Annotated in this window: 16 protein-coding genes; 8 read left to right on the forward strand and 8 right to left on the reverse strand. The window is 63.4% G+C overall.

Annotated features, from left to right (window positions below; translation table 11 throughout):
- From BM222_RS05355 to BM222_RS05365, 3 genes are all read right to left on the reverse strand, one after another.
- Nucleotides 1-252 (reverse strand): hypothetical protein, encoded by a 252-nt coding sequence (locus BM222_RS05355; protein ID WP_092227206.1) that lies wholly within the window; start codon nucleotides 250-252, stop codon nucleotides 1-3.
- Nucleotides 253-280: 28 nt separating this feature from the next.
- Nucleotides 281-487, reverse strand: coding sequence for a hypothetical protein (locus BM222_RS05360; protein WP_092227207.1), 207 nt, complete (start codon nucleotides 485-487; stop codon nucleotides 281-283).
- Between the two features lie 123 nt (nucleotides 488-610).
- Nucleotides 611-817, reverse strand: a complete 207-nt coding sequence (locus tag BM222_RS05365) for a YdcH family protein (RefSeq protein ID WP_092227208.1) — start codon at nucleotides 815-817, stop codon at nucleotides 611-613.
- Nucleotides 818-1,146: 329 nt separating this feature from the next.
- Between BM222_RS05365 and BM222_RS05370 the strand changes: the two genes are divergently transcribed.
- Entirely contained in the window at nucleotides 1,147-1,329 is a 183-nt protein-coding gene (locus BM222_RS05370; protein ID WP_092227209.1) for a YdcH family protein, read from the forward strand.
- Between the two features lie 165 nt (nucleotides 1,330-1,494).
- Here the strand turns inward: BM222_RS05370 and BM222_RS05375 are convergent, their stop codons facing one another.
- Nucleotides 1,495-2,667: an NAD(P)/FAD-dependent oxidoreductase gene (locus BM222_RS05375; protein ID WP_283810219.1), complete on the reverse strand. Its 1,173-nt coding sequence runs from the start codon at nucleotides 2,665-2,667 to the stop codon at nucleotides 1,495-1,497.
- A gap of 136 nt (nucleotides 2,668-2,803) precedes the next feature.
- Here BM222_RS05375 and BM222_RS05380 point away from each other — a divergent pair, with 136 nt between their 5' ends.
- Genes BM222_RS05380 through BM222_RS05405 form a run of 6 tightly spaced genes read left to right on the forward strand, consistent with a single transcriptional unit; the run spans nucleotide 2,804 to nucleotide 10,455 of the window.
- Nucleotides 2,804-5,488 carry a sensor domain-containing protein gene (locus tag BM222_RS05380; RefSeq protein WP_092227210.1) on the forward strand — a complete coding sequence of 895 codons (2,685 nt, stop codon included), beginning with the start codon at nucleotides 2,804-2,806 and terminating at the stop codon, nucleotides 5,486-5,488.
- 39 nt (nucleotides 5,489-5,527) lie between these two features.
- Nucleotides 5,528-6,997, forward strand: coding sequence for a glycerol-3-phosphate dehydrogenase (locus BM222_RS05385; RefSeq protein WP_092227211.1), 1,470 nt, complete (start codon nucleotides 5,528-5,530; stop codon nucleotides 6,995-6,997).
- A 52-nt stretch (nucleotides 6,998-7,049) separates the two neighbouring features.
- Nucleotides 7,050-8,219 carry an ABC transporter ATP-binding protein gene (locus tag BM222_RS05390; RefSeq protein ID WP_092227212.1) on the forward strand — a complete coding sequence of 390 codons (1,170 nt, stop codon included), beginning with the start codon at nucleotides 7,050-7,052 and terminating at the stop codon, nucleotides 8,217-8,219.
- On the forward strand, nucleotides 8,216-9,127 hold the full coding sequence (locus tag BM222_RS05395; protein ID WP_092227213.1) for an ABC transporter permease: 912 nt from the start codon (nucleotides 8,216-8,218) through the stop codon (nucleotides 9,125-9,127). Before BM222_RS05390 ends, BM222_RS05395 begins: the two co-directional genes overlap by 4 nt.
- 1 nt (nucleotide 9,128) lies before the next feature.
- Nucleotides 9,129-9,941 (forward strand): ABC transporter permease, encoded by an 813-nt coding sequence (locus BM222_RS05400; protein ID WP_092227214.1) that lies wholly within the window; start codon nucleotides 9,129-9,131, stop codon nucleotides 9,939-9,941.
- A gap of 16 nt (nucleotides 9,942-9,957) precedes the next feature.
- Nucleotides 9,958-10,455: a DUF6622 family protein gene (locus BM222_RS05405; protein WP_092227215.1), complete on the forward strand. Its 498-nt coding sequence runs from the start codon at nucleotides 9,958-9,960 to the stop codon at nucleotides 10,453-10,455.
- On the opposite strand, the gene BM222_RS05410 is transcribed toward BM222_RS05405, so the two are convergent.
- The 4 genes from BM222_RS05410 to BM222_RS05425 form a co-directional block, all read right to left on the reverse strand.
- On the reverse strand, nucleotides 10,452-11,318 hold the full coding sequence (locus tag BM222_RS05410) for a carbohydrate ABC transporter permease (protein ID WP_092227216.1): 867 nt from the start codon (nucleotides 11,316-11,318) through the stop codon (nucleotides 10,452-10,454). The genes BM222_RS05405 and BM222_RS05410 overlap by 4 nt on opposite strands.
- Nucleotides 11,315-12,187, reverse strand: a complete 873-nt coding sequence (locus BM222_RS05415; protein ID WP_092227217.1) for a carbohydrate ABC transporter permease — start codon at nucleotides 12,185-12,187, stop codon at nucleotides 11,315-11,317. Before BM222_RS05415 ends, BM222_RS05410 begins: the two co-directional genes overlap by 4 nt.
- 98 nt (nucleotides 12,188-12,285) lie before the next feature.
- On the reverse strand, nucleotides 12,286-13,671 hold the full coding sequence (locus BM222_RS05420) for an ABC transporter substrate-binding protein (protein ID WP_092227307.1): 1,386 nt from the start codon (nucleotides 13,669-13,671) through the stop codon (nucleotides 12,286-12,288).
- A gap of 221 nt (nucleotides 13,672-13,892) precedes the next feature.
- Nucleotides 13,893-15,782 (reverse strand): AsmA family protein, encoded by a 1,890-nt coding sequence (locus tag BM222_RS05425; protein WP_092227218.1) that lies wholly within the window; start codon nucleotides 15,780-15,782, stop codon nucleotides 13,893-13,895.
- 287 nt (nucleotides 15,783-16,069) lie between these two features.
- Between BM222_RS05425 and BM222_RS05430 the strand changes: the two genes are divergently transcribed.
- Nucleotides 16,070-16,777 (forward strand): CoA transferase subunit A, encoded by a 708-nt coding sequence (locus tag BM222_RS05430; protein ID WP_092227219.1) that lies wholly within the window; start codon nucleotides 16,070-16,072, stop codon nucleotides 16,775-16,777.
- The last annotated feature ends 6 nt before the right edge of the window (nucleotides 16,778-16,783 follow it).

Raw genomic sequence — 16,783 nt, forward strand, 5'->3', positions numbered from 1 at the left:
TTAAAGCGTCGCGAGATCTTCCGGCACGTTGCCGAATTTGCGCAGCAGCGTGGCGTCACCGAATTCACCGGTCATCGGATCGCCGCTCCGACTGAACGCGACCGCGCCGATATGGCCGGGACCGTGCGCCAGAGCCTCGGCGCGCCGTAAGGCGGCCGTCGGGCTCTGGCATTCCTCGGCGGCGCCCGCGACAGGCGATCCGTCGGCATCAATCAGGAACGGCATTGCAACGTAGTAGGTCACATCAGACATGGCGTTGCTCCGATGGTGCGCCTCGAGTTCAGGCCGCGCTGCTTCTGCTGCGTGAGGATTCGGGAATGCAGCCGGCCGAAATCGCTGCCTGCAATTCCTCCAGCTCCGCTTCCAGATATTCGTTGGCCATGATCAGCGCCTTGATGGTGCTGCGCAGATTGCCGTCGCACATCGCGATCGCCTGATCACAGGCTTGTTCATAGTGGCCGTTATCGAGAGGGGCGGGGACTGACATCTGCGGTGTCCTTGCGGGTTGTCCTTGGGTGTTTCGGGCATATCGGGGGCCGGGACCAATGTTCTTATTTTGTTCTTTTTGAGTCAAGCGGATTCGACTCAGCACGTCCGCAGCCGCTGGGGATCAGGCGATGATGTCCGGCGTGATCTGGTCTTCGATGAAGGCGATACGGTCGCGCAACAACAGCTTGCGCTTCTTCAACCGCTGTAACCGCAACAGGTCGGGGGCGGGCGATTGATGCAGTGCATCGATCGCCGCATCGAGATCTCGGTGTTCCTGCTGCAACCGGGTGAGCTCGGTTTCGAGCTCACGCTCGTCTTCATGGGTCATGTCTGCGGTGGCCGAAAACCGAAAGGCTTGAGATCAAAGGCTGTGGATGCCCTGTGGAAATTATCGTCCTTGCGCGGCGTGATCGCAAGCGATCTGCACCCCCACGCACCGCTCCATCGCAAGATATTTCAACGATTCGGAAGCGGTGTCGCGCGAGCACATTGATATCATGGATTTTTCGCCGCGTGGTTCCTTACTCACGGTTCGTTACATATGAATTTTCAAAAATGACGGAGCGACGACGGATACCCATCGACAGAACGAATCGGTGATGTAGAGTCCCTCGTCCGGATCGAATCCAAGGTTCACCCCTACCGAGGAGGTTTCGAATGACAATTCAGGCACATCTGGTTGAATTGGAACGGAAGCATAAAATTCTCGAGAACGAATTGCACGAAGCTCTCGTGCACCTTTCAACAGACGACCTGCAAATTGTTGAGTTGAAGCGCCGGAAGTTGCTGGTCAAGGACCAGATCGAGCGTCTCAAGAACACTGGCGATACGCTTCACTAGTAACCCCTGTAACAGTGTAGAGTTTGCATCCTTTCCCGCAGGGATCAGCGCGCTTGCGCTCATCCCTGCGGCAGGATGCGCGCTGCGTGATGATCGTCGCGCAGCTTTTTTGTTTCGACGCGTTTTCTTGAGGCGACCCGGTCCCCACTTGCTCGAAAATGCTGTCTAGCTGTCCGCCAGTTCGGCGACGTGGTCCGCGATCGCGAGCGACGACGTCAGTCCCGGCGATTCGATGCCGAACAGATTGACCAGGCCTGCGACGCCGTGGTCGCGCGGACCCTGCATCAGGAAATCCTGCGTAGCGACCGCCGGTGGCACGATCTTCGGGCGGATGCCCGAATAGCTCGGCATCAGCGCGCCATCGGGAAGCGTCGGCCAATATTTGCGGATTGCCGGATAGAAGCGCTCGGCGCGCGACGGATCGACTTCATAGTCGATCGTCTCGATCCATTCGACGTCGGGGCCGAAGCGCGCCTGTCCTGCCATGTCCAGCGTCAGATGTACGCCAAGGCCGCCGGGCTCGGGCACCGGATAAATCAGGTGCGAGAACGGTGCGCGCGCATTGCAGCTGAAGTAATTTCCTTTGGCGAGGTAAGCAGGCGGAATCCGATCGACCGGCATGCCGTCGATGTGGCGCGCCACTGATGTCGCCGAGAGCCCGGCGGCGTTGACGAGCAGGCCGCATTGCAAGGTCATCGGTGCTTCGCCGCCGGCTTCGATCTCGATCATTCCGGCCTCCGCCCTGGCGCGGATCAGCGGCGTGTGAAACGCAAAGGCCGCGCCTGCTTCCTCCGCCTCGCCCCGCAGCGAGAGCATGTAGGAATGGCTGTCGATGATTCCGGTCGACGGCGAGAGCAGTGCGGCGTCGCAGGCCAGCGCCGGTTCCAGCGCGCGCGCCGCCTCGCCCGATAGCAGCTGCAAGTCGAGGACGCCGTTGGCCTCTGCATGGGCCTTGATCGAGTGCAGCTTCTCGGTTTCCTTGGCATGGGTCGCGACGATCAGCTTGCCGCAATTCTTGTGCGGGATGCCGCGCTCGCCGCAGTAGCGATAGAGCGCCTGCTTGCCGGCGACGCACATACGCGCCATCCAGCTTCCGGCGCGGTAATAGATCCCGGCATGGATCACCTCGCTGTTGCGTGAAGAGGTGACGGTGCCGATGGCCTCGGCTGCCTCGAGCACGATCACCTCTCGCCCGGCCTGGGCCAGCTTCCGGGCCACCGCTAACCCGATCACGCCGGCTCCGATGACGACGCAGTCGACCCTATCCATGGTGATGCAGAAGTCCTGCTGAAGGTGCCGACGACGTCGGTTTGCCTGCGAAACGCGCCGCGCGGGCATTTTCCGTTAAGAAAGCATTTATCATGTCAGGGCAATTGCCGTATTTCCCGTTACATTTTTCTGTTGGGCGTACAGGCGTTTACCCGATCCAAACCGGTGAAGCCAGACAATCCGCAGTTGAAATCGCGGGTGGCGGATGGCTGAGAAGAACTGGCAGGAAGGCAGCATGCTTCCGATTGCTGTGCAGGCCGTCGTGTGCCTGACCAGCGCGGTCGCGCCTTCGCGTGCCCTCGCGGACAGCTTCGCGCCGTCGAGCCATTTTGGCGATCTCGACCCCGATCTGATCTGGGAAGCCCTCATCGGCGGCATTGTCCTCTGCGCATTCCTGGTCGCGATCGCGCTGTGGATCCATTCGGCGCTGCGCCGAAGCAGGCGTTCGCAGTTGCGGCGCAACGCCTTCGTGTCCTCCGCCATGAACAATCTCAACCAGGGCGTCGTGATGACGGATGCGCAGCGGCGCATCATCTTCTGCAACGACCGCTATCTCGAGATCTACGGCCTGACGCGCTCGGACCTTTGGACCGGCATGACCGGCTACGACATTCTCGCGCTCAGGCGCAAGCGCGGCGTCCTTGGCGTCTCCGACGACGACTTCTACGAGAAGGCGGCAAGCCCCAACGGCCTGATCACCGAACTGCCTGACGGCCGCGCCATCCTGGTCAAATATTTCATTCTGCCCAATGGCGGATCGGTCGCGACCCATCTCGATGTCAGCGAGCAGCGCAGGCTGTCGCGGCAGCTCGCCTCGACCAAGCAATTCCTCGAAACGGTGCTGAACAACGTGCCGGCCTGCGTGGCCGCGAAGAACATCGAGGACGGTCGCTACATCTTTGCCAACAGCGCCTATGAGCGGTTCTGGGGCTTTTCGCGCGACCAGGTCGTCGGCAAGAACGCGCGCGAGCTGTTCGGTCCAAAATCGGCTGAGAGCATCGAGGCGGCGGACCGCGCTGCCCTGCTGGCCCCTGAAGGACAATATCGCAACGAGTTCGAGGTCGAGGTCGAACGCGACCATGCCCGGCGCAAGGTGGCCTCGGTGCGGATCGTTGTCCGCAACGAGAGCAACAAGCCGGAATTCCTGCTGCTGGTGTTCGAGGACGTCACCGATCGGCAATCGCTGTCGCTGGAGCTGGAGAGCACCAAGAAGTTCCTCGAGCTCGTGGTCGACAACATTCCGGTCGCGCTGATCGTCGAGCAGGTCAGGGATGGCCGCTATCTGCTCGCCAACCGCAGCGCCGAGACGATCCTCAACCGCAGGCGCGAGGAAGCCACGGGCCTGACTGCTTCCGACATCTTCAATGCCAAGGAAGCCAAGCTGATCATCGCGCGCGACGAGGCCGCGATCAAGAAGCGCGGGATGATCACCGAGGAGCATCCGATCTCCACCAAGGACGGCCTGCGCCTGTTCCTGACCCGGCGTGCCACGGTGCTCAACGATTCCGGCGAGCCGCAATACCTGATCAAGACCCACGAAGACGTCACCAACCGCAGGCAGACCGAGTCGCGCATGGCGCACATGGCCTACCATGACGGTCTCACCGACCTGCCGAACCGCGCCGCCTTCCTTCAGGCCTTGACCCAGATGATCGAGGCCTGCGAGGGGACCGACGAGGAATTCGCCGTGCTTTGCGTCGATCTCGACGGCCTCAAGGAAGTCAACGACGTGTTCGGCCATGCGCTTGGCGACAAGCTGCTGGTCGAGGTGGCCCAGCGGCTCCAGGATACGGCACGCGGCGGCCTGGTCGCGCGTCTGTCCGGCGACGAATTTGGCTTGATCATCGACGGCAAGCAGCCTGACGCGGGCCTCGCATTGGCGCAGCAGCTTGGCGAGGCGCTCGCGCCGGAGTTCCACATCGACGGCCGCGCGGTGCGTGCCGGCATCACCACCGGCATGTCGGTGTTTCCGCACAACGGCTCCGACGGTGCCTCGCTGCTTGCCAATGCCGGCGCCGCACTTTTCCGCGCCAAGCAGAAGTCGCGCGGCACGATCAGCCTCTACCAGCCCGAGATGGACCAGCAGATCCGCGACCGCCGCGTGCTGCACCAGGACCTGTCGATGGCGATCAAGAACGGCGAGCTGTCGCTGGCCTTCCAGCCGCAAGGCATCGCACGCAACAGCATCGTCGAAAGCGAGATCATCGGCTTCGAGGCGTTGGCGCGCTGGCAGCATCCGGTACGCGGCCAGGTCTCGCCCGCCGAATTCATCCCCATCGCGGAGGAAAGCGGCCTGATCGTCGAGATGGGCGAATGGATCCTGCGCGAGGCTTGCCGCGAGGCGGCGTCGTGGCCGAAGCCGCTCCAGGTTGCCGTCAACCTGTCCCCGGCGCAGTTCATGCACGGCGACGTGGTCGGGCTCGTCCATTCGATCCTGATCGAGACGGGCCTTGCGCCCGGCCGGCTCGAGCTCGAGATCACCGAGGGCGTGCTGATCGAGGATTTCGATCGCGGCCTCGCGCTGCTGCGCCGCCTGAAAGCGCTCGGGGTGCGCATCTCGATGGACGATTTCGGCAGCGGCTATTCCTCGCTGAGCTATCTCCAGGCGTTCCCGTTCGACAAGATCAAGATCGACCGCGCCTTCATCATCAATCTCGGCCGCAATCCGCAATCGGCCGCGATCGTCCGGGCCGTGATCGATCTCGGCCACGGCCTCGAAATGTCGATCATCGCCGAAGGCGTCGAGACCATCGACCAGCTCGTCTTCCTGGCCACGGAAGGTTGCGACGGCGTGCAGGGCTATCTGCTCGGCAAGCCACTGCCGATCGGGAAATATGCCGATCTCGTCGGCCGCGGTGTGGCTATGGAGCTTGCGCTCAAGACCGGCTAGTGGTGTGGGGCGCACACTCGCTGCCCTCTCCACGGTTCCATGGCGGATTACGATCTTGCGATCATCGGCGGCGGCCTGAACGGTGTCAGCCTCGCGCGCGATGCCGCCGGCCGCGGGCTGCGCGTGATCCTGATCGAGCAGGGCGATCTCGGCGGCGCGGCATCGTCGGCGACACCGCGACTGATCCACGGCGATCTATCGGTGCTGGAGCGGCGCGGCTTCTGGCGGGTGCGCCGGGCACTGGTCGAGCGCCGGACGTGGCTGCGGATCGCGCCGCATCTGGTGCGGCCGATGAATTTTGTGATCCCCGCCCATTCCGACGAGCGACCGCCATGGCTGCTGCGGGCTGGACTCCATGTTTATGACACGCTGACGAACCGTGGCGGCCTGCCACGATCGATCACCCTCGACATCACGCATCATCCGGTCGGCAACGCGCTCAGGCGTCCGTTCGGCATCGCCTTCGAGTATGCCGACTGCGTCGTTGACGATTCGCGCCTGGTGGTGCTCACGGCACTGGATGCTGCCGAACGCGGCGCTGCGATCCTGACCGGTGCGCGCTGCGTGCGTGCGGACAGGACCGACATCTGGCGGCTCGCATTGGTCGACCGCGGCCATCGCCGGGCAGTCACGGCGCGTGCGCTGGCCAATGCCACCGGCGGTTGGGCGTCGATGGTCGCCGAGACCGTGCTGCGGCAGCCGCAACCGCCCATGGCCGCCATGCAGATGAGCCAGATCGTCGTGCCAAAACTCTTCGAGTCCGACAATGTCTATGTGTTCCAGAACAATGACGGAGGCCTGATCTTTGCCAGCCCGTTCGAGCGCGATTTCACGCTGCTCGGGACGGTCACCCGCGATTTCACCGGCGATCCCGCAATCGTAGCGATGCCGGGCGCGGACGTCAGCTATCTCTGCGATGCCGCGAGCCGCTATTTCCGCGCGCGCGTCGCTCCCACCGACGTCGTGCGCACGGTCGCCGGCGTCAATTTGACGCCCGCGGCCGCGCGGCGAGGTGACGGCACGACGCTGTTCCACGCGCGCCGGCGCAAGGCACCGCTGCTTACAATGTTCGGCGGCGACGTCACGACCTCGCGCTTGCGCGCGGAGCGGGCGGTGACGCGGTTGACGCCGTTCTATCCGATGTCGCGGCCCTGGACTTCAGGCACGGCCTTGCCTGGCGGAGATTTCGCCTGGGATCGTTTCGAGACCGAGATCGACCTCGCACGCCACCGCTGGCGCTTTCTCGAGGAGCCACAGGCCCGCCGCCTGGTTGCGGCCTACGGCTCGCGCTTGGCCGATGTGCTCGGCGAGGCGAAGACCCGTGACGAGCTTGGCCCCGCCTTCGGCCCCGACCTGACCGGCGCCGAGGTGCGCTATCTCATGGCTCGCGAATGGGCGCGCTTCCCCGAGGACATCCTGTGGCGCCGCTCCAAGCTCGGCCTGACGATGCCCGCGCCCGGCCATGACGCGCTGGCTGCGTTCATGGCGCACGAGCCCCGAACCGGTTGAGCAAAGGCCGATCCGCCGCTAGCGTGCGGCGGAATTGGGGTTGGCAGGGACCATGACTGACGAATTGCCTAGAATGGATGCCGCGGCCCACGCGGCTGGAGACGCCCATCCGGCGGCGGGCGAGCCGCTGCTGCGCATCGAAGGCGTGGCCAAGACGTTCGGGACGTTCCGTGCGGTCGACGGCGTGTCGCTCGATATCAAGGCCGGGGAGTTCTTTGCGCTTTTGGGTCCGAGCGGATGCGGCAAGACCACGTTGCTGCGCATGCTTGCCGGCTTTGAGGCGCCGGACGAGGGGCGGATTCTGCTCGGCGGCAAGGATATCGCACAGGCACTGCCGCATGAGCGCCCGATCAACATGATGTTTCAGAATTACGCGCTGTTTCCGCATCTTTCGGTCCGCGACAACATCGCCTTTGGTCTCAAGTGCGCCGGCATGCCGCGTGCCGATATCGCGGCGCGTGTCGCGGAGATGGTCGCACTGGTGAAGCTCGAGGGGCTGGAGAAGCGCAAGCCCGACCAGCTCTCCGGCGGACAACGACAGCGCGTCGCTCTGGCCCGAGCGCTGGCGCGCCGGCCACAATTGCTGCTGCTCGACGAGCCGCTCGCGGCGCTGGACAAGAAGCTGCGCGAGAGCACCCAAGGCGAGCTGATGGACCTGCAGCGGCGGCTCGGCATGACCTTCATCATCGTCACCCACGACCAGGAAGAGGCGATGACGATGGCCAGCCGGATCGGCGTGATGAGATCAGGCAAGCTCGCCCAGGTCGGGCCCCCGCGCGAGCTTTACGAGGCGCCGCGCTCGCGCTGGATCGCGGAGTTCGTCGGCGACATCAATCTGTTCGACGCCGAGACCAGATTGCGCGACGGTCACCGTCTGGTTGTCGGCACACGCGATGCGGGCACGCTGGTGGTGGCCGAGCCGCGCCAGCCGGTCGGGGAGGTGAAATTCTCGGTCGCGATCCGCCCCGAGAAGGTCAAGCTGTCGCGTCGTGGCCCCGCGAGCGAGGCCGGCCGTGAAACTGCGATCAACGCCCTGGACGGCGTGATCGCCGATGTCTGTTATCTCGGCGGCACCACCACCTACAAGGTAAAGCTCGACACCGGCGGAATGCTGCAGGCGTCGGTCGCCAACAATGCGCGTCTCGATGTCGATGCCTATAGCCTGCGTCAGCGCGTCGTCGCCTGGTTCACGCCCGACGATTGCGTGGTGCTGCCGTCATGAGCGCGCGCCGGATTTTCGCACGGCCGGCGCGCTTCGCCGCCGTCGCGCCCTATGTCTGGATGGTGCTGTTCTTCCTGGTGCCGTTCGGCTTCGTGCTGAAGATCAGCCTGTCGCAGACGGTGATCGCACAGCCGCCTTACGAGCCGGTGTTCGACCTGACGGCGGGTTGGACGGCGATCCGGGCCGCCCTTGCCGCGTTGTCGATCGACAATTTCAAGCTGATCGTATCCGACGACCTCTATGTGTTCGCCTATCTGCGCAGTTTGACCGTTGCCATGACCGCGACCGGACTGCTGTTGTTGATTGGCTACCCCATCGCCTATGGCATGGCGCGGCTGCCGAAGCGCTGGCAGGCCGTGGCGATGGTGCTGGTGATCGTGCCGTTCTGGACGTCGTTCCTGATCCGCATCTATGCCTGGATCAACATCCTCCAGCATGACGGCCTGCTCAATCGGATCCTGCTGGCGCTGCATCTGGTCAGCCGGCCGGTAGTATGGCTGTCCACCGACACCGCGATGTATATCGGCATCGTCTATTCCTATTTGCCGTTCATGATCCTGCCGCTCTACGCCACGCTTTCCAAGATGGAGCCGGTGCTGGAGGAGGCGGCCGGCGATCTCGGCGCGCCGCCCTGGCAGGTGTTCTGGCTGGTGACTTTCCCGCTGTCGCTGCCGGGCGTCGGCGCTGGCGTTCTTCTTTGCTTCATCCCTGTTGTCGGCGAGTTCGTGATTCCGGATCTTCTCGCCGGCTCCAATTCGCTGATGATCGGCCAGACGCTGTGGCTGGAGTTCTTCACCAACAAGGATTGGCCGGTCGCCTCAGCCGCGGCGATCGTGTTGCTCCTGGTGCTGCTGTTGCCGCTGCTGCTCTACGAGCGGCTGCAGCGCCGGCAGTTGGAGACGCGGTGAGATGCGCAAGTCCTCACGTCTGTCCCGCTTCAACGTCGCGTCGCTGGCGCTGGGCCTCGCCTTCCTCTATTTGCCGATCCTCATCCTCGTGATCTATTCCTTCAACGCCTCGCGGCTGGTGACGGTGTGGGGCGGCTGGTCGCTGCGCTGGTATCGCGAATTCTTTGCCGATCGCGCCATGATCGAGGCAGCCTGGATGAGCCTGCGCGTGGCGGTCGCGTCCGCAACCATCGCCACGCTGATCGGTACGCTGGCCGCGGTCGCGCTTTCGCGCGGCGAGCGCTTTCGCGGCCGCACCTTGTTCTCCGGGATGCTCTATGCGCCGCTGGTGATGCCGGAGGTGATCACGGGCTTGTCGCTGCTGCTGCTGTTCGTGGCACTGAACGCCGAGCGCGGCTTCTGGACAGTGACGATTGCCCATACCACGCTGACGATGTGCTTCGTCGCCGTCGTCGTGCAGTCGCGCCTCGGCTCGCTCGATCGGTCCCTGGAGGAGGCGGCCATGGACCTCGGTTGCGACCCTGCCCGTGCCTTCGTGTCCGTGACGCTGCCGCTGATCGCACCCGCGATCGTCGCCGGATGGATGCTCGCCTTCACGCTCTCGCTCGACGATCTCGTGATCGCGAGCTTCACCACGGGCCCGGGCTCGGCGACCCTGCCGATCCGGATCTATTCCGAGGTGCGCCTCGGTGTGAAGCCGGAGATCAACGCGATCTGCACGCTGGTGATCGCCCTGATCGCAGTCGTAATCGTCATCGCTTCGCTGGCTTCAAAACTGTCGAGCTCGCAGGGCGAAAGTGCCGCACCTCTCTAGATGGGAATGGTTCGTGATGTTCGTTTATCAGATACTGGTCCATACGCCGCCCTGGGTCTGGATCCTGCTCGCGTATCTGGTCTGGCAGGGCATCACGTCGATGCGGCCGCGCAAGGCGCCGATCTGGCGTGCATTGATCGTGCCGATGGTGTTCATCGTCTGGGGTGTCTCGCGCATTGGCTTCGGGCATCAGGATGACCAGTGGCCGCTCGTTGCGTGGACCGTGGCGGCGCTGGCGCTCCTGCCCGTGGGCGTGCTGACGCCGCGCCCCTTCGATGTCGATCACAAGACCGGAGAGATCATCCGTCCGGGCAGCGCGTTCGGGCTGATCCGCAATCTCGTCGTGTTCTTTCTGCAGTACACGGTGAGCGTGATCTCGGCGATCGACGCCGGCGACCGGGCGATGGCCATCATCGTCGGCCGCGCCATTTCAGGCGCGACCGCCGGCTATTTCTTCGGCTCGATGATCGCGCTGCTGATTGCTTATCGCAGGAAGCGCGCTGAAGATTTCTAGGACTTCACCGCGCCCGCTGTGAGCCCGCCCACCATGTAGCGGCGGAAGGCGTAATAGACCGCGGCCGGCGGCAGCGCATAGATGAAGCCTGTGGTCATCAGCAACTCCCAGGGCGAGTCGTCGGCGGCGAGGAAGTTGCCGAGTGCGACGGGAAGCGTGATGTCCTGGTCGTTCGACAGCAGCAGGAATGCATAGAGATATTCGTTCCAGGCGAGCAGCACCGCATAGGTGCCGATCGCGACCAGCGAGGGCATCATCAGCGGCAAATAAACCAGGCGGAAGATCTGCAGCGTCGTGGCGCCGTCCATCACCGCGGCCTCGTCGAGCTCGACCGGCAGCTTGTCGGAGGCCTGCTTCAGCACCCAGATCGCGTAAGGGCTGGCGATCGTCACCATCGCCAGGATCAGCGACCAGCGATTGTTGAGCAGGCCGTAATTGCCCATGGTGCGGTACATCGGCACGGCGAGGAACGCCGCCGGAATGAAGTAGGTGAAGAGCGCGAGATTCAACACCATGCGTCCGCCCGGCACCTTCAGCCGCGAGATCGAGAACGCTGCGGCCGTCGCAACGACCAGGGTCATCACGCCGACCGCGGCGGCGATCACCAGCGAATTCCAGAACTGTATGTAGAAGTCGCGCAGGAAGTAATGCTGCTGCTTGAACACGATCTCGAAGTTGTGGAGGGTCGGATGGTCCGGCCACAGCTTGCCCGAGAACGCGTCTTCCTTCGGGGAAATCGCGAACAGGAACATGTGATAGATCGGAATCATCGTCCACAGGAAGACGGGAATGCCGATCAAGAGCAATCGCGCTTCGGTCGCGACGTCGCGCCAGGAAAACTCGCTTACGCCAGGAAGCTTCATCGCGACAACCGTTTCATCATGAAGTACACGAGCGGCAGGACGAACGGCATCGCGCAGACGATGGAGGCCATCGCGAGCGAGAGCTGGTCGAGCCGCAGATAGCGAATGCCGAGCGTCGACAGCACGTGGGTGAGGTCGGCCGGGCCGCCGCCGGTGAGCAGATAGACGCTGTTGAAATCGCCGAGCGTCCAGATCATCGAGAGCAGCGTGCAGGTGACGTAGAGCGTCTGCATCGACGGCCAGGTGATGAAGCGGAATTTCTGCCACCAGTTGGCGCCGTCGACTTCGGCGGCCTCGAACAGGTCCTGCGCGATCGCAAGGCGGCCGGTGATCAGGATCAGCGTCCAGAACGGCAGCGACTTCCAGATGTGTACGGCGATCGCCATGGTCAGCGCCACCGTCGGGTCGTTCAGCCAGTTCGGGCCGTCATCGCCGGTGAAAGAGAAGATGAGGTGGTTGATCACGCCCCATTCGGGGTTGAGCATGAAGCGCACCGACAGGATGGTCGGGATCGACGGCACGGCCCAGGGCAGGATGAAGATCACCGAGAGCCATTTGATCCAGGTGCGCTGCTGCGCGAAGAAGCCGGACAGGAACAGCGCGATCAGCATCTTGATGTTGATGCCGATGACCAGGAAGATCAGCGTGTTGACCGCGGCGCGCGCGAAGATCGGGTCGTTGTAGAGCGCGACGTAGTTCGACGGAGCCCGCGCCAGCCACAGCCCGTAGCAGACGGGATAAACCACGAAGGCGAGGAAAACGAGCAGATAGGGCACGAGCAGGACGATGCCCCAGACCTGCGCCGTGGTCAGCCGCGCCGACAGGGGTGGAGCGGGGATCGCCTGATCGCCAGAGAGCGTAATCGCCATTCTTTGGGACTCTTTGAAAGGACTTCCGGCCGCTCGAGGCGGCCGGTATTAGCGTTTCACCTCTCCGCGCACCAGCGCCGGGAGGAGGAAAAGAACAACTAGCCTGCGACCTGCTTGACGCGGGCGATCAGCTCGTCGACGGCCTTGTCGACCGGGACCTTCTCGCTGACGATCCGGTTCATGGCCTTCGCCCACACGTTCTCGTTGTTGAGGATCGTGAACTTCCAGTTCTTGGTGAAGTCGAACGGCGCGGTGCCGCCCTTGAACTGCGCGTACACGGCCCGGCGGTGCTTGTCAGCCTGCCAGAACGGGCTTTCCTGGCTTTCCTTCGTCACCGGGAACCAGCGGCCGAGCGCGCCCTCGATATAGGGACGGACATTCTCTTCCTGGAGCAGGAAGCTGATGAACTGCTTGGCCTCGGGCTTGTTCTTGGCCGCGGTGAAGATCAGCCCGGTCTTGACGTCGGAGCGGTAGCGGATGGTCGAACCATCGGGGGCCTTCGGGAAGGACGCAGTGATGATGTCCTGCTCATAGGCCTTCTTGCCGGCGTCGCGCTGTTCCTGCGTGAGGGCCTGGTTCTGCGAGTCCTCGTACCACTTCGCCGCGATCGAGATCGTGAAATTGTGGGTCATCACGATCGTCTTGTTGTGGAAGGCGACGTTGTTGTCCGGATCCTTCCAGGTCGTCGAGGACGGCGGGGTGCAGCCCTTGATGTAGGTATCTGTGTAGTCCTTCATCGCCTTGATCAGGTTCTCGCGGACGTTGGGATCGTCGACCGTGAGCTTGCCGTCATCGTCGACCAGCTTGACGTGGTAGGCGTCCATGAAGGTGTAGAACGACTGGAATGCGTCGGTGGATTCCACGCCCATCGGCTGGCCGACGGCATAGATGCGCTGGCCGGTGGCCTTGCGGATCGCAGGCTGCACCTTGTCGCACCAGAACGACCAGTAGCCGTTCCAATCATTCGGGATATCGCTCTGCTTGAAGCCGGCCTTCTCCAGCATGTCGTTCCAGATCTGGACGTGCATGCTCTGCTGCTTCAGCGGGAAGCCGTAATAAGCCTTCTTCTTGGCCACGTCGTTGTAGAGGATCGAGGCGTCCAGCGTATTCTGGACGAACCGGTCCTTGATCGGCTCAATGACGTCGGTGAGATCCTCGAGCTTGCCCTCGTAGGCCCACTTGCCCTGCGCCTGCACGTCGTAGGAATCGGAATAGGCGACATCAGGCACGGTGCCGGCATCGAGTGCTGCGACCGTCTTCGGAATCATGTCCTGGATCGCGTACTGCGACAATTCGACCTTGATGCCGGTCTTGGCTTCGAACTTCTTGATCGTCTCGATCAGCGCGTCGTCTTCGGAGCGATAGAAGCCCTTGCTCCACCAGACCGTAATCGTCTTTTGCTGCGCAAATGCGGGTGCAGCGGCTGCAAACAGCCCAGCTGCAGCGACCGCGATTGTAATTGCGCCAATAACCTTGGATTTCACGTTTTTCTCCCTCAAGCGGCCGGTGTTTTAACCGGTCGGATAAAACACTAGCCCATGGCCGCTATCCGATCTAGCGGCATGTTGTCAGACATAGGTCGAGGTGTATCGGGCGTTCGGAGATGCTTAACGCGCGCATCGATCCAATCACCGCATCAATTCGCCCCGATCAATTCGCGTGATCGGCGGACTCGATCCTCAGTTGGAATCCGCAGTGGGATTCCTCAGTTGGACTTGGCGCCTTCTTTGGCGTTTTCCGCCGTCGGCGATCCCTCCGGCGCCTGTCCCTTTCCGCCGGTGATGCGCTGTTTCAGCAGGTCGAGGAAAGGAGACGCCGCGGGCGACTGGCGGATCAGGGCTTCGGGATCCGGGAAGATCAGCGGGTCGTCCCACGGACCCTGCACCATGAACGGCAGTTTGAAGCCAGAGGTTGTATTGAGGCTCGCCACACCCTTCATGTCATATTCGCGCGTCGGCACTGACGCTGTGCCGGTCAGCGTGATCTTCGCGGCCGGCCCTTCGACGCGGATGTCCTCGGCGGTGGCTATCCCGTCAGCGAATTTCACCGCGATGGTGAGATTGTCGTAGGGCGTCGAGCCGTTGCGGAAATTGCCGCCGCCCGACAGCGGCCGGCGCTCGAGCCGCTTCAGCAGTTGCTCGGCATTGAAGCCCGCGATCGCGCCGTCATGGCCTGTCACGGTGGCGGTCCCGTCGAGCGACTGCACCATGCCGAACGGGCTCGAGCCGGAGGCGGCGAGCGACACGTTGATGTTGCCGCGGCCGGACAGCTTGTTGACGCCGAACAATTCGGAGGCGCAGGCCTGGAGGTCGACGTCGGTGAACTGGAGTTGCGCCTTGATGTCGGCGACCGTATCGGCGCGCGAGATGCCGAACGAGCCCTTGGCGATACCGCCATAGACCTGAGCCTCGCCGACCGAGAGCGCCAGCGTGCCGTTGCGCAGATTGGCACCGATCGCGGTGCGGCCGAGCTTCGAAGGACCGACCGTCAGCCGGGCTGCCGACAGGCGCATGTCGAGGTCGGTGCTCGACAATCCGTTGAGATCGAACAGCTGCCTGTTCCAGTCGCGCGCGCCGCTCGCGAGCAGGCGGAAGGTGGAGATATAGGGCGTCAGGTCGAGCGCGTCGGCGGCAAGCGTCGCTTGCAGCGTCTGCCGGCCGTTATTGGCATAGGTGATCACGCCCTCGGCCGTGTTGCCGTCGAGTTCGAGATTGACGTTGGTCAGCGCGATCGAGGCGCCGACGACATTGGCACGCGCCTTCAGCGCGAATCGGCCGAGGCCGCCGCTGCCGGGCTGCGGCTGCCCGGTCCAGCGCAGCGCGTTGCGCAAGGACGGGCTGTCGATGGTCAGCGTGCCCTCCATCATCGGGCTGGTGCGGTTGGCGACGCTGCCGTCGAAAGCGAGCTTGAGCGGCGCGCTGGCGATCCGCGCCTTCAGGCCCGAGCGATCGCCCGAGAGGGCCGCGACGAAATCGGCGAAGCTGATCGAGCCGTCGACACGCTCGCCGCGCCAGTCGAACTGTCCGGTTGCGGCAAAGGAGCGAGAGATCGAAGGCCACGCCAGCGACAGGTCGATGTCCTCCAATTTCTCGGTGGCGTTCGTCGCGACGTCCTCGTAGTCGAGCACGCCGTCCTGGACGCGGATCTCTGAAAACGACACCTGGTTGTCGGCGCCGGGCTTCATCGTCCGCGCGATGGTCTGGATGAAGGGGGTCCAATTGCTGTCGCCATCCGGCTTCAGACTGACATGAATGTGTGGCCGCAGCAGCGTCAGGTCGGCGATCTCGAACCGTTGCAGCAGCAGCGGCAAAAGCCTGAGATTGGCCGTGAGCACGTCGACATGGAGCGCAGGGTCGCTGGTGCCGCCCCCCTTGAGGCCGACGTCATGGAAGGAGATGTAGCTCGCCGGCAGCACCGAGATGTCGATGTTGCCTGCCACGCTGAGCTCGAGTCCGGTGACGTCGCGGATCTGTGCTTCCACGGCCTTGCGCAGCGCATCGCGGTTGATGAGCCAGGAGGTCGCGATCAGGGCGATCAGCACGACGCCGAGCAGCGCCGCGATCGGCGTCCCGAGGCGCTTCATTCCTTGGGCCATGGTCAATGGCATGTCCTGATCGGGTTGGTCGTTGCAGCCAGTAGGGCGGGGTCGGGAAACCTGCGCGTCCCCACGCCCAATTCCTGTTCTGTTAAGTGCCGCAACTTGATGGGTTTTCTTGTCGCTTTCAAGGCCGCGGACGGGTCTGCCCACGACGTGGGCAGCTTCTACCACCGGCCCGCGGAATGGAGAACCCCGTATCATTGACGGCTTTGGAGGAATTCGCCTAATAATCGCCGCCAACAAGGCGCGACGCCTGCCGCAGATTTCAGTCGAGGGTTTTTTGCATGAACAAGGTCTATCCCGACGCCAAGTCGGCGCTCGAGGGCATTCTCAAGGACAACATGATGATCATGTCGGGCGGCTTCGGCCTCTGCGGCATCGCCGAGTCGCTGTCGGATGCGATCCGCGACTCCGGCGTCAAGGGTCTGACTGTGGTCTCGAACAATGCCGGCGTCGACGGCATCGGGCTCAGCCGCCTGCTGGAGACCCGCCAGATCAAGAAGATGATCTCGTCCTATGTCGGCGAGAACAAGCTGTTCGCCCAGCAATTCCTGGCCGGCGAGCTGGAACTCGAATTCAATCCGCAAGGCACGCTGGCCGAGCGCATTCGCGCCGGCGGCGCCGGCATCCCGGCCTTCTACACCAAGACGGGCGTCGGCACGCTGATCGCCGAAGGCAAGGAGCTGAAGGAGTTCGACGGTGAGAAATATCTGATGGAGCGCGGCCTGTTCGCCGACCTTGCCATCGTGCACGCCTGGAAGGGCGACACCGCCGGCAACCTGATCTATCGCAAGACCGCGCGCAACTTCAACCCGATGATGGCGACCGCGGCCAAGGTCACCGTGGCCGAGGTCGAGCATCTGGTGCCGGCCGGTGAACTCAATCCCGATCACATCCATACGCCCGGCATTTTCGTGAAGCGCATCGTCGAGGTCGGCACGGCCAAGAAGCGCATCGAATTCCGCAACACCCGCCCGCGTACTGCCGCCTAAGGAGAG

The organism is Bradyrhizobium sp. Gha, assembly GCF_900113735.1.
GTDB lineage: Bacteria > Pseudomonadota > Alphaproteobacteria > Rhizobiales > Xanthobacteraceae > Bradyrhizobium.

Excerpts from the sequence above, each read along its gene's own strand:
- BM222_RS05370 (WP_092227209.1), top strand. The coding sequence starts at position 1,147 with ATGACAATTCAGGCACATCTGGTTGAATTGGAACGGAAGCATAAAATT.
- BM222_RS05405 (WP_092227215.1), top strand. The coding sequence starts at position 9,958 with ATGTTCGTTTATCAGATACTGGTCCATACGCCGCCCTGGGTCTGGATC.
- BM222_RS05355 (WP_092227206.1), bottom strand. The coding sequence starts at position 252 with ATGTCTGATGTGACCTACTACGTTGCAATGCCGTTCCTGATTGATGCC.
- BM222_RS05395 (WP_092227213.1), top strand. The coding sequence starts at position 8,216 with ATGAGCGCGCGCCGGATTTTCGCACGGCCGGCGCGCTTCGCCGCCGTC.
- BM222_RS05380 (WP_092227210.1), top strand. The coding sequence starts at position 2,804 with ATGGCTGAGAAGAACTGGCAGGAAGGCAGCATGCTTCCGATTGCTGTG.
- BM222_RS05360 (WP_092227207.1), bottom strand. The coding sequence starts at position 487 with ATGTCAGTCCCCGCCCCTCTCGATAACGGCCACTATGAACAAGCCTGT.
- BM222_RS05425 (WP_092227218.1), bottom strand. The coding sequence starts at position 15,782 with ATGGCCCAAGGAATGAAGCGCCTCGGGACGCCGATCGCGGCGCTGCTC.
- BM222_RS05365 (WP_092227208.1), bottom strand. The coding sequence starts at position 817 with ATGACCCATGAAGACGAGCGTGAGCTCGAAACCGAGCTCACCCGGTTG.
- BM222_RS05415 (WP_092227217.1), bottom strand. The coding sequence starts at position 12,187 with ATGGCGATTACGCTCTCTGGCGATCAGGCGATCCCCGCTCCACCCCTG.
- BM222_RS05430 (WP_092227219.1), top strand. The coding sequence starts at position 16,070 with ATGAACAAGGTCTATCCCGACGCCAAGTCGGCGCTCGAGGGCATTCTC.
- BM222_RS05400 (WP_092227214.1), top strand. The coding sequence starts at position 9,129 with ATGCGCAAGTCCTCACGTCTGTCCCGCTTCAACGTCGCGTCGCTGGCG.
- BM222_RS05375 (WP_283810219.1), bottom strand. The coding sequence starts at position 2,667 with ATGCCCGCGCGGCGCGTTTCGCAGGCAAACCGACGTCGTCGGCACCTT.
- BM222_RS05385 (WP_092227211.1), top strand. The coding sequence starts at position 5,528 with ATGGCGGATTACGATCTTGCGATCATCGGCGGCGGCCTGAACGGTGTC.
- BM222_RS05390 (WP_092227212.1), top strand. The coding sequence starts at position 7,050 with ATGACTGACGAATTGCCTAGAATGGATGCCGCGGCCCACGCGGCTGGA.
- BM222_RS05410 (WP_092227216.1), bottom strand. The coding sequence starts at position 11,318 with ATGAAGCTTCCTGGCGTAAGCGAGTTTTCCTGGCGCGACGTCGCGACC.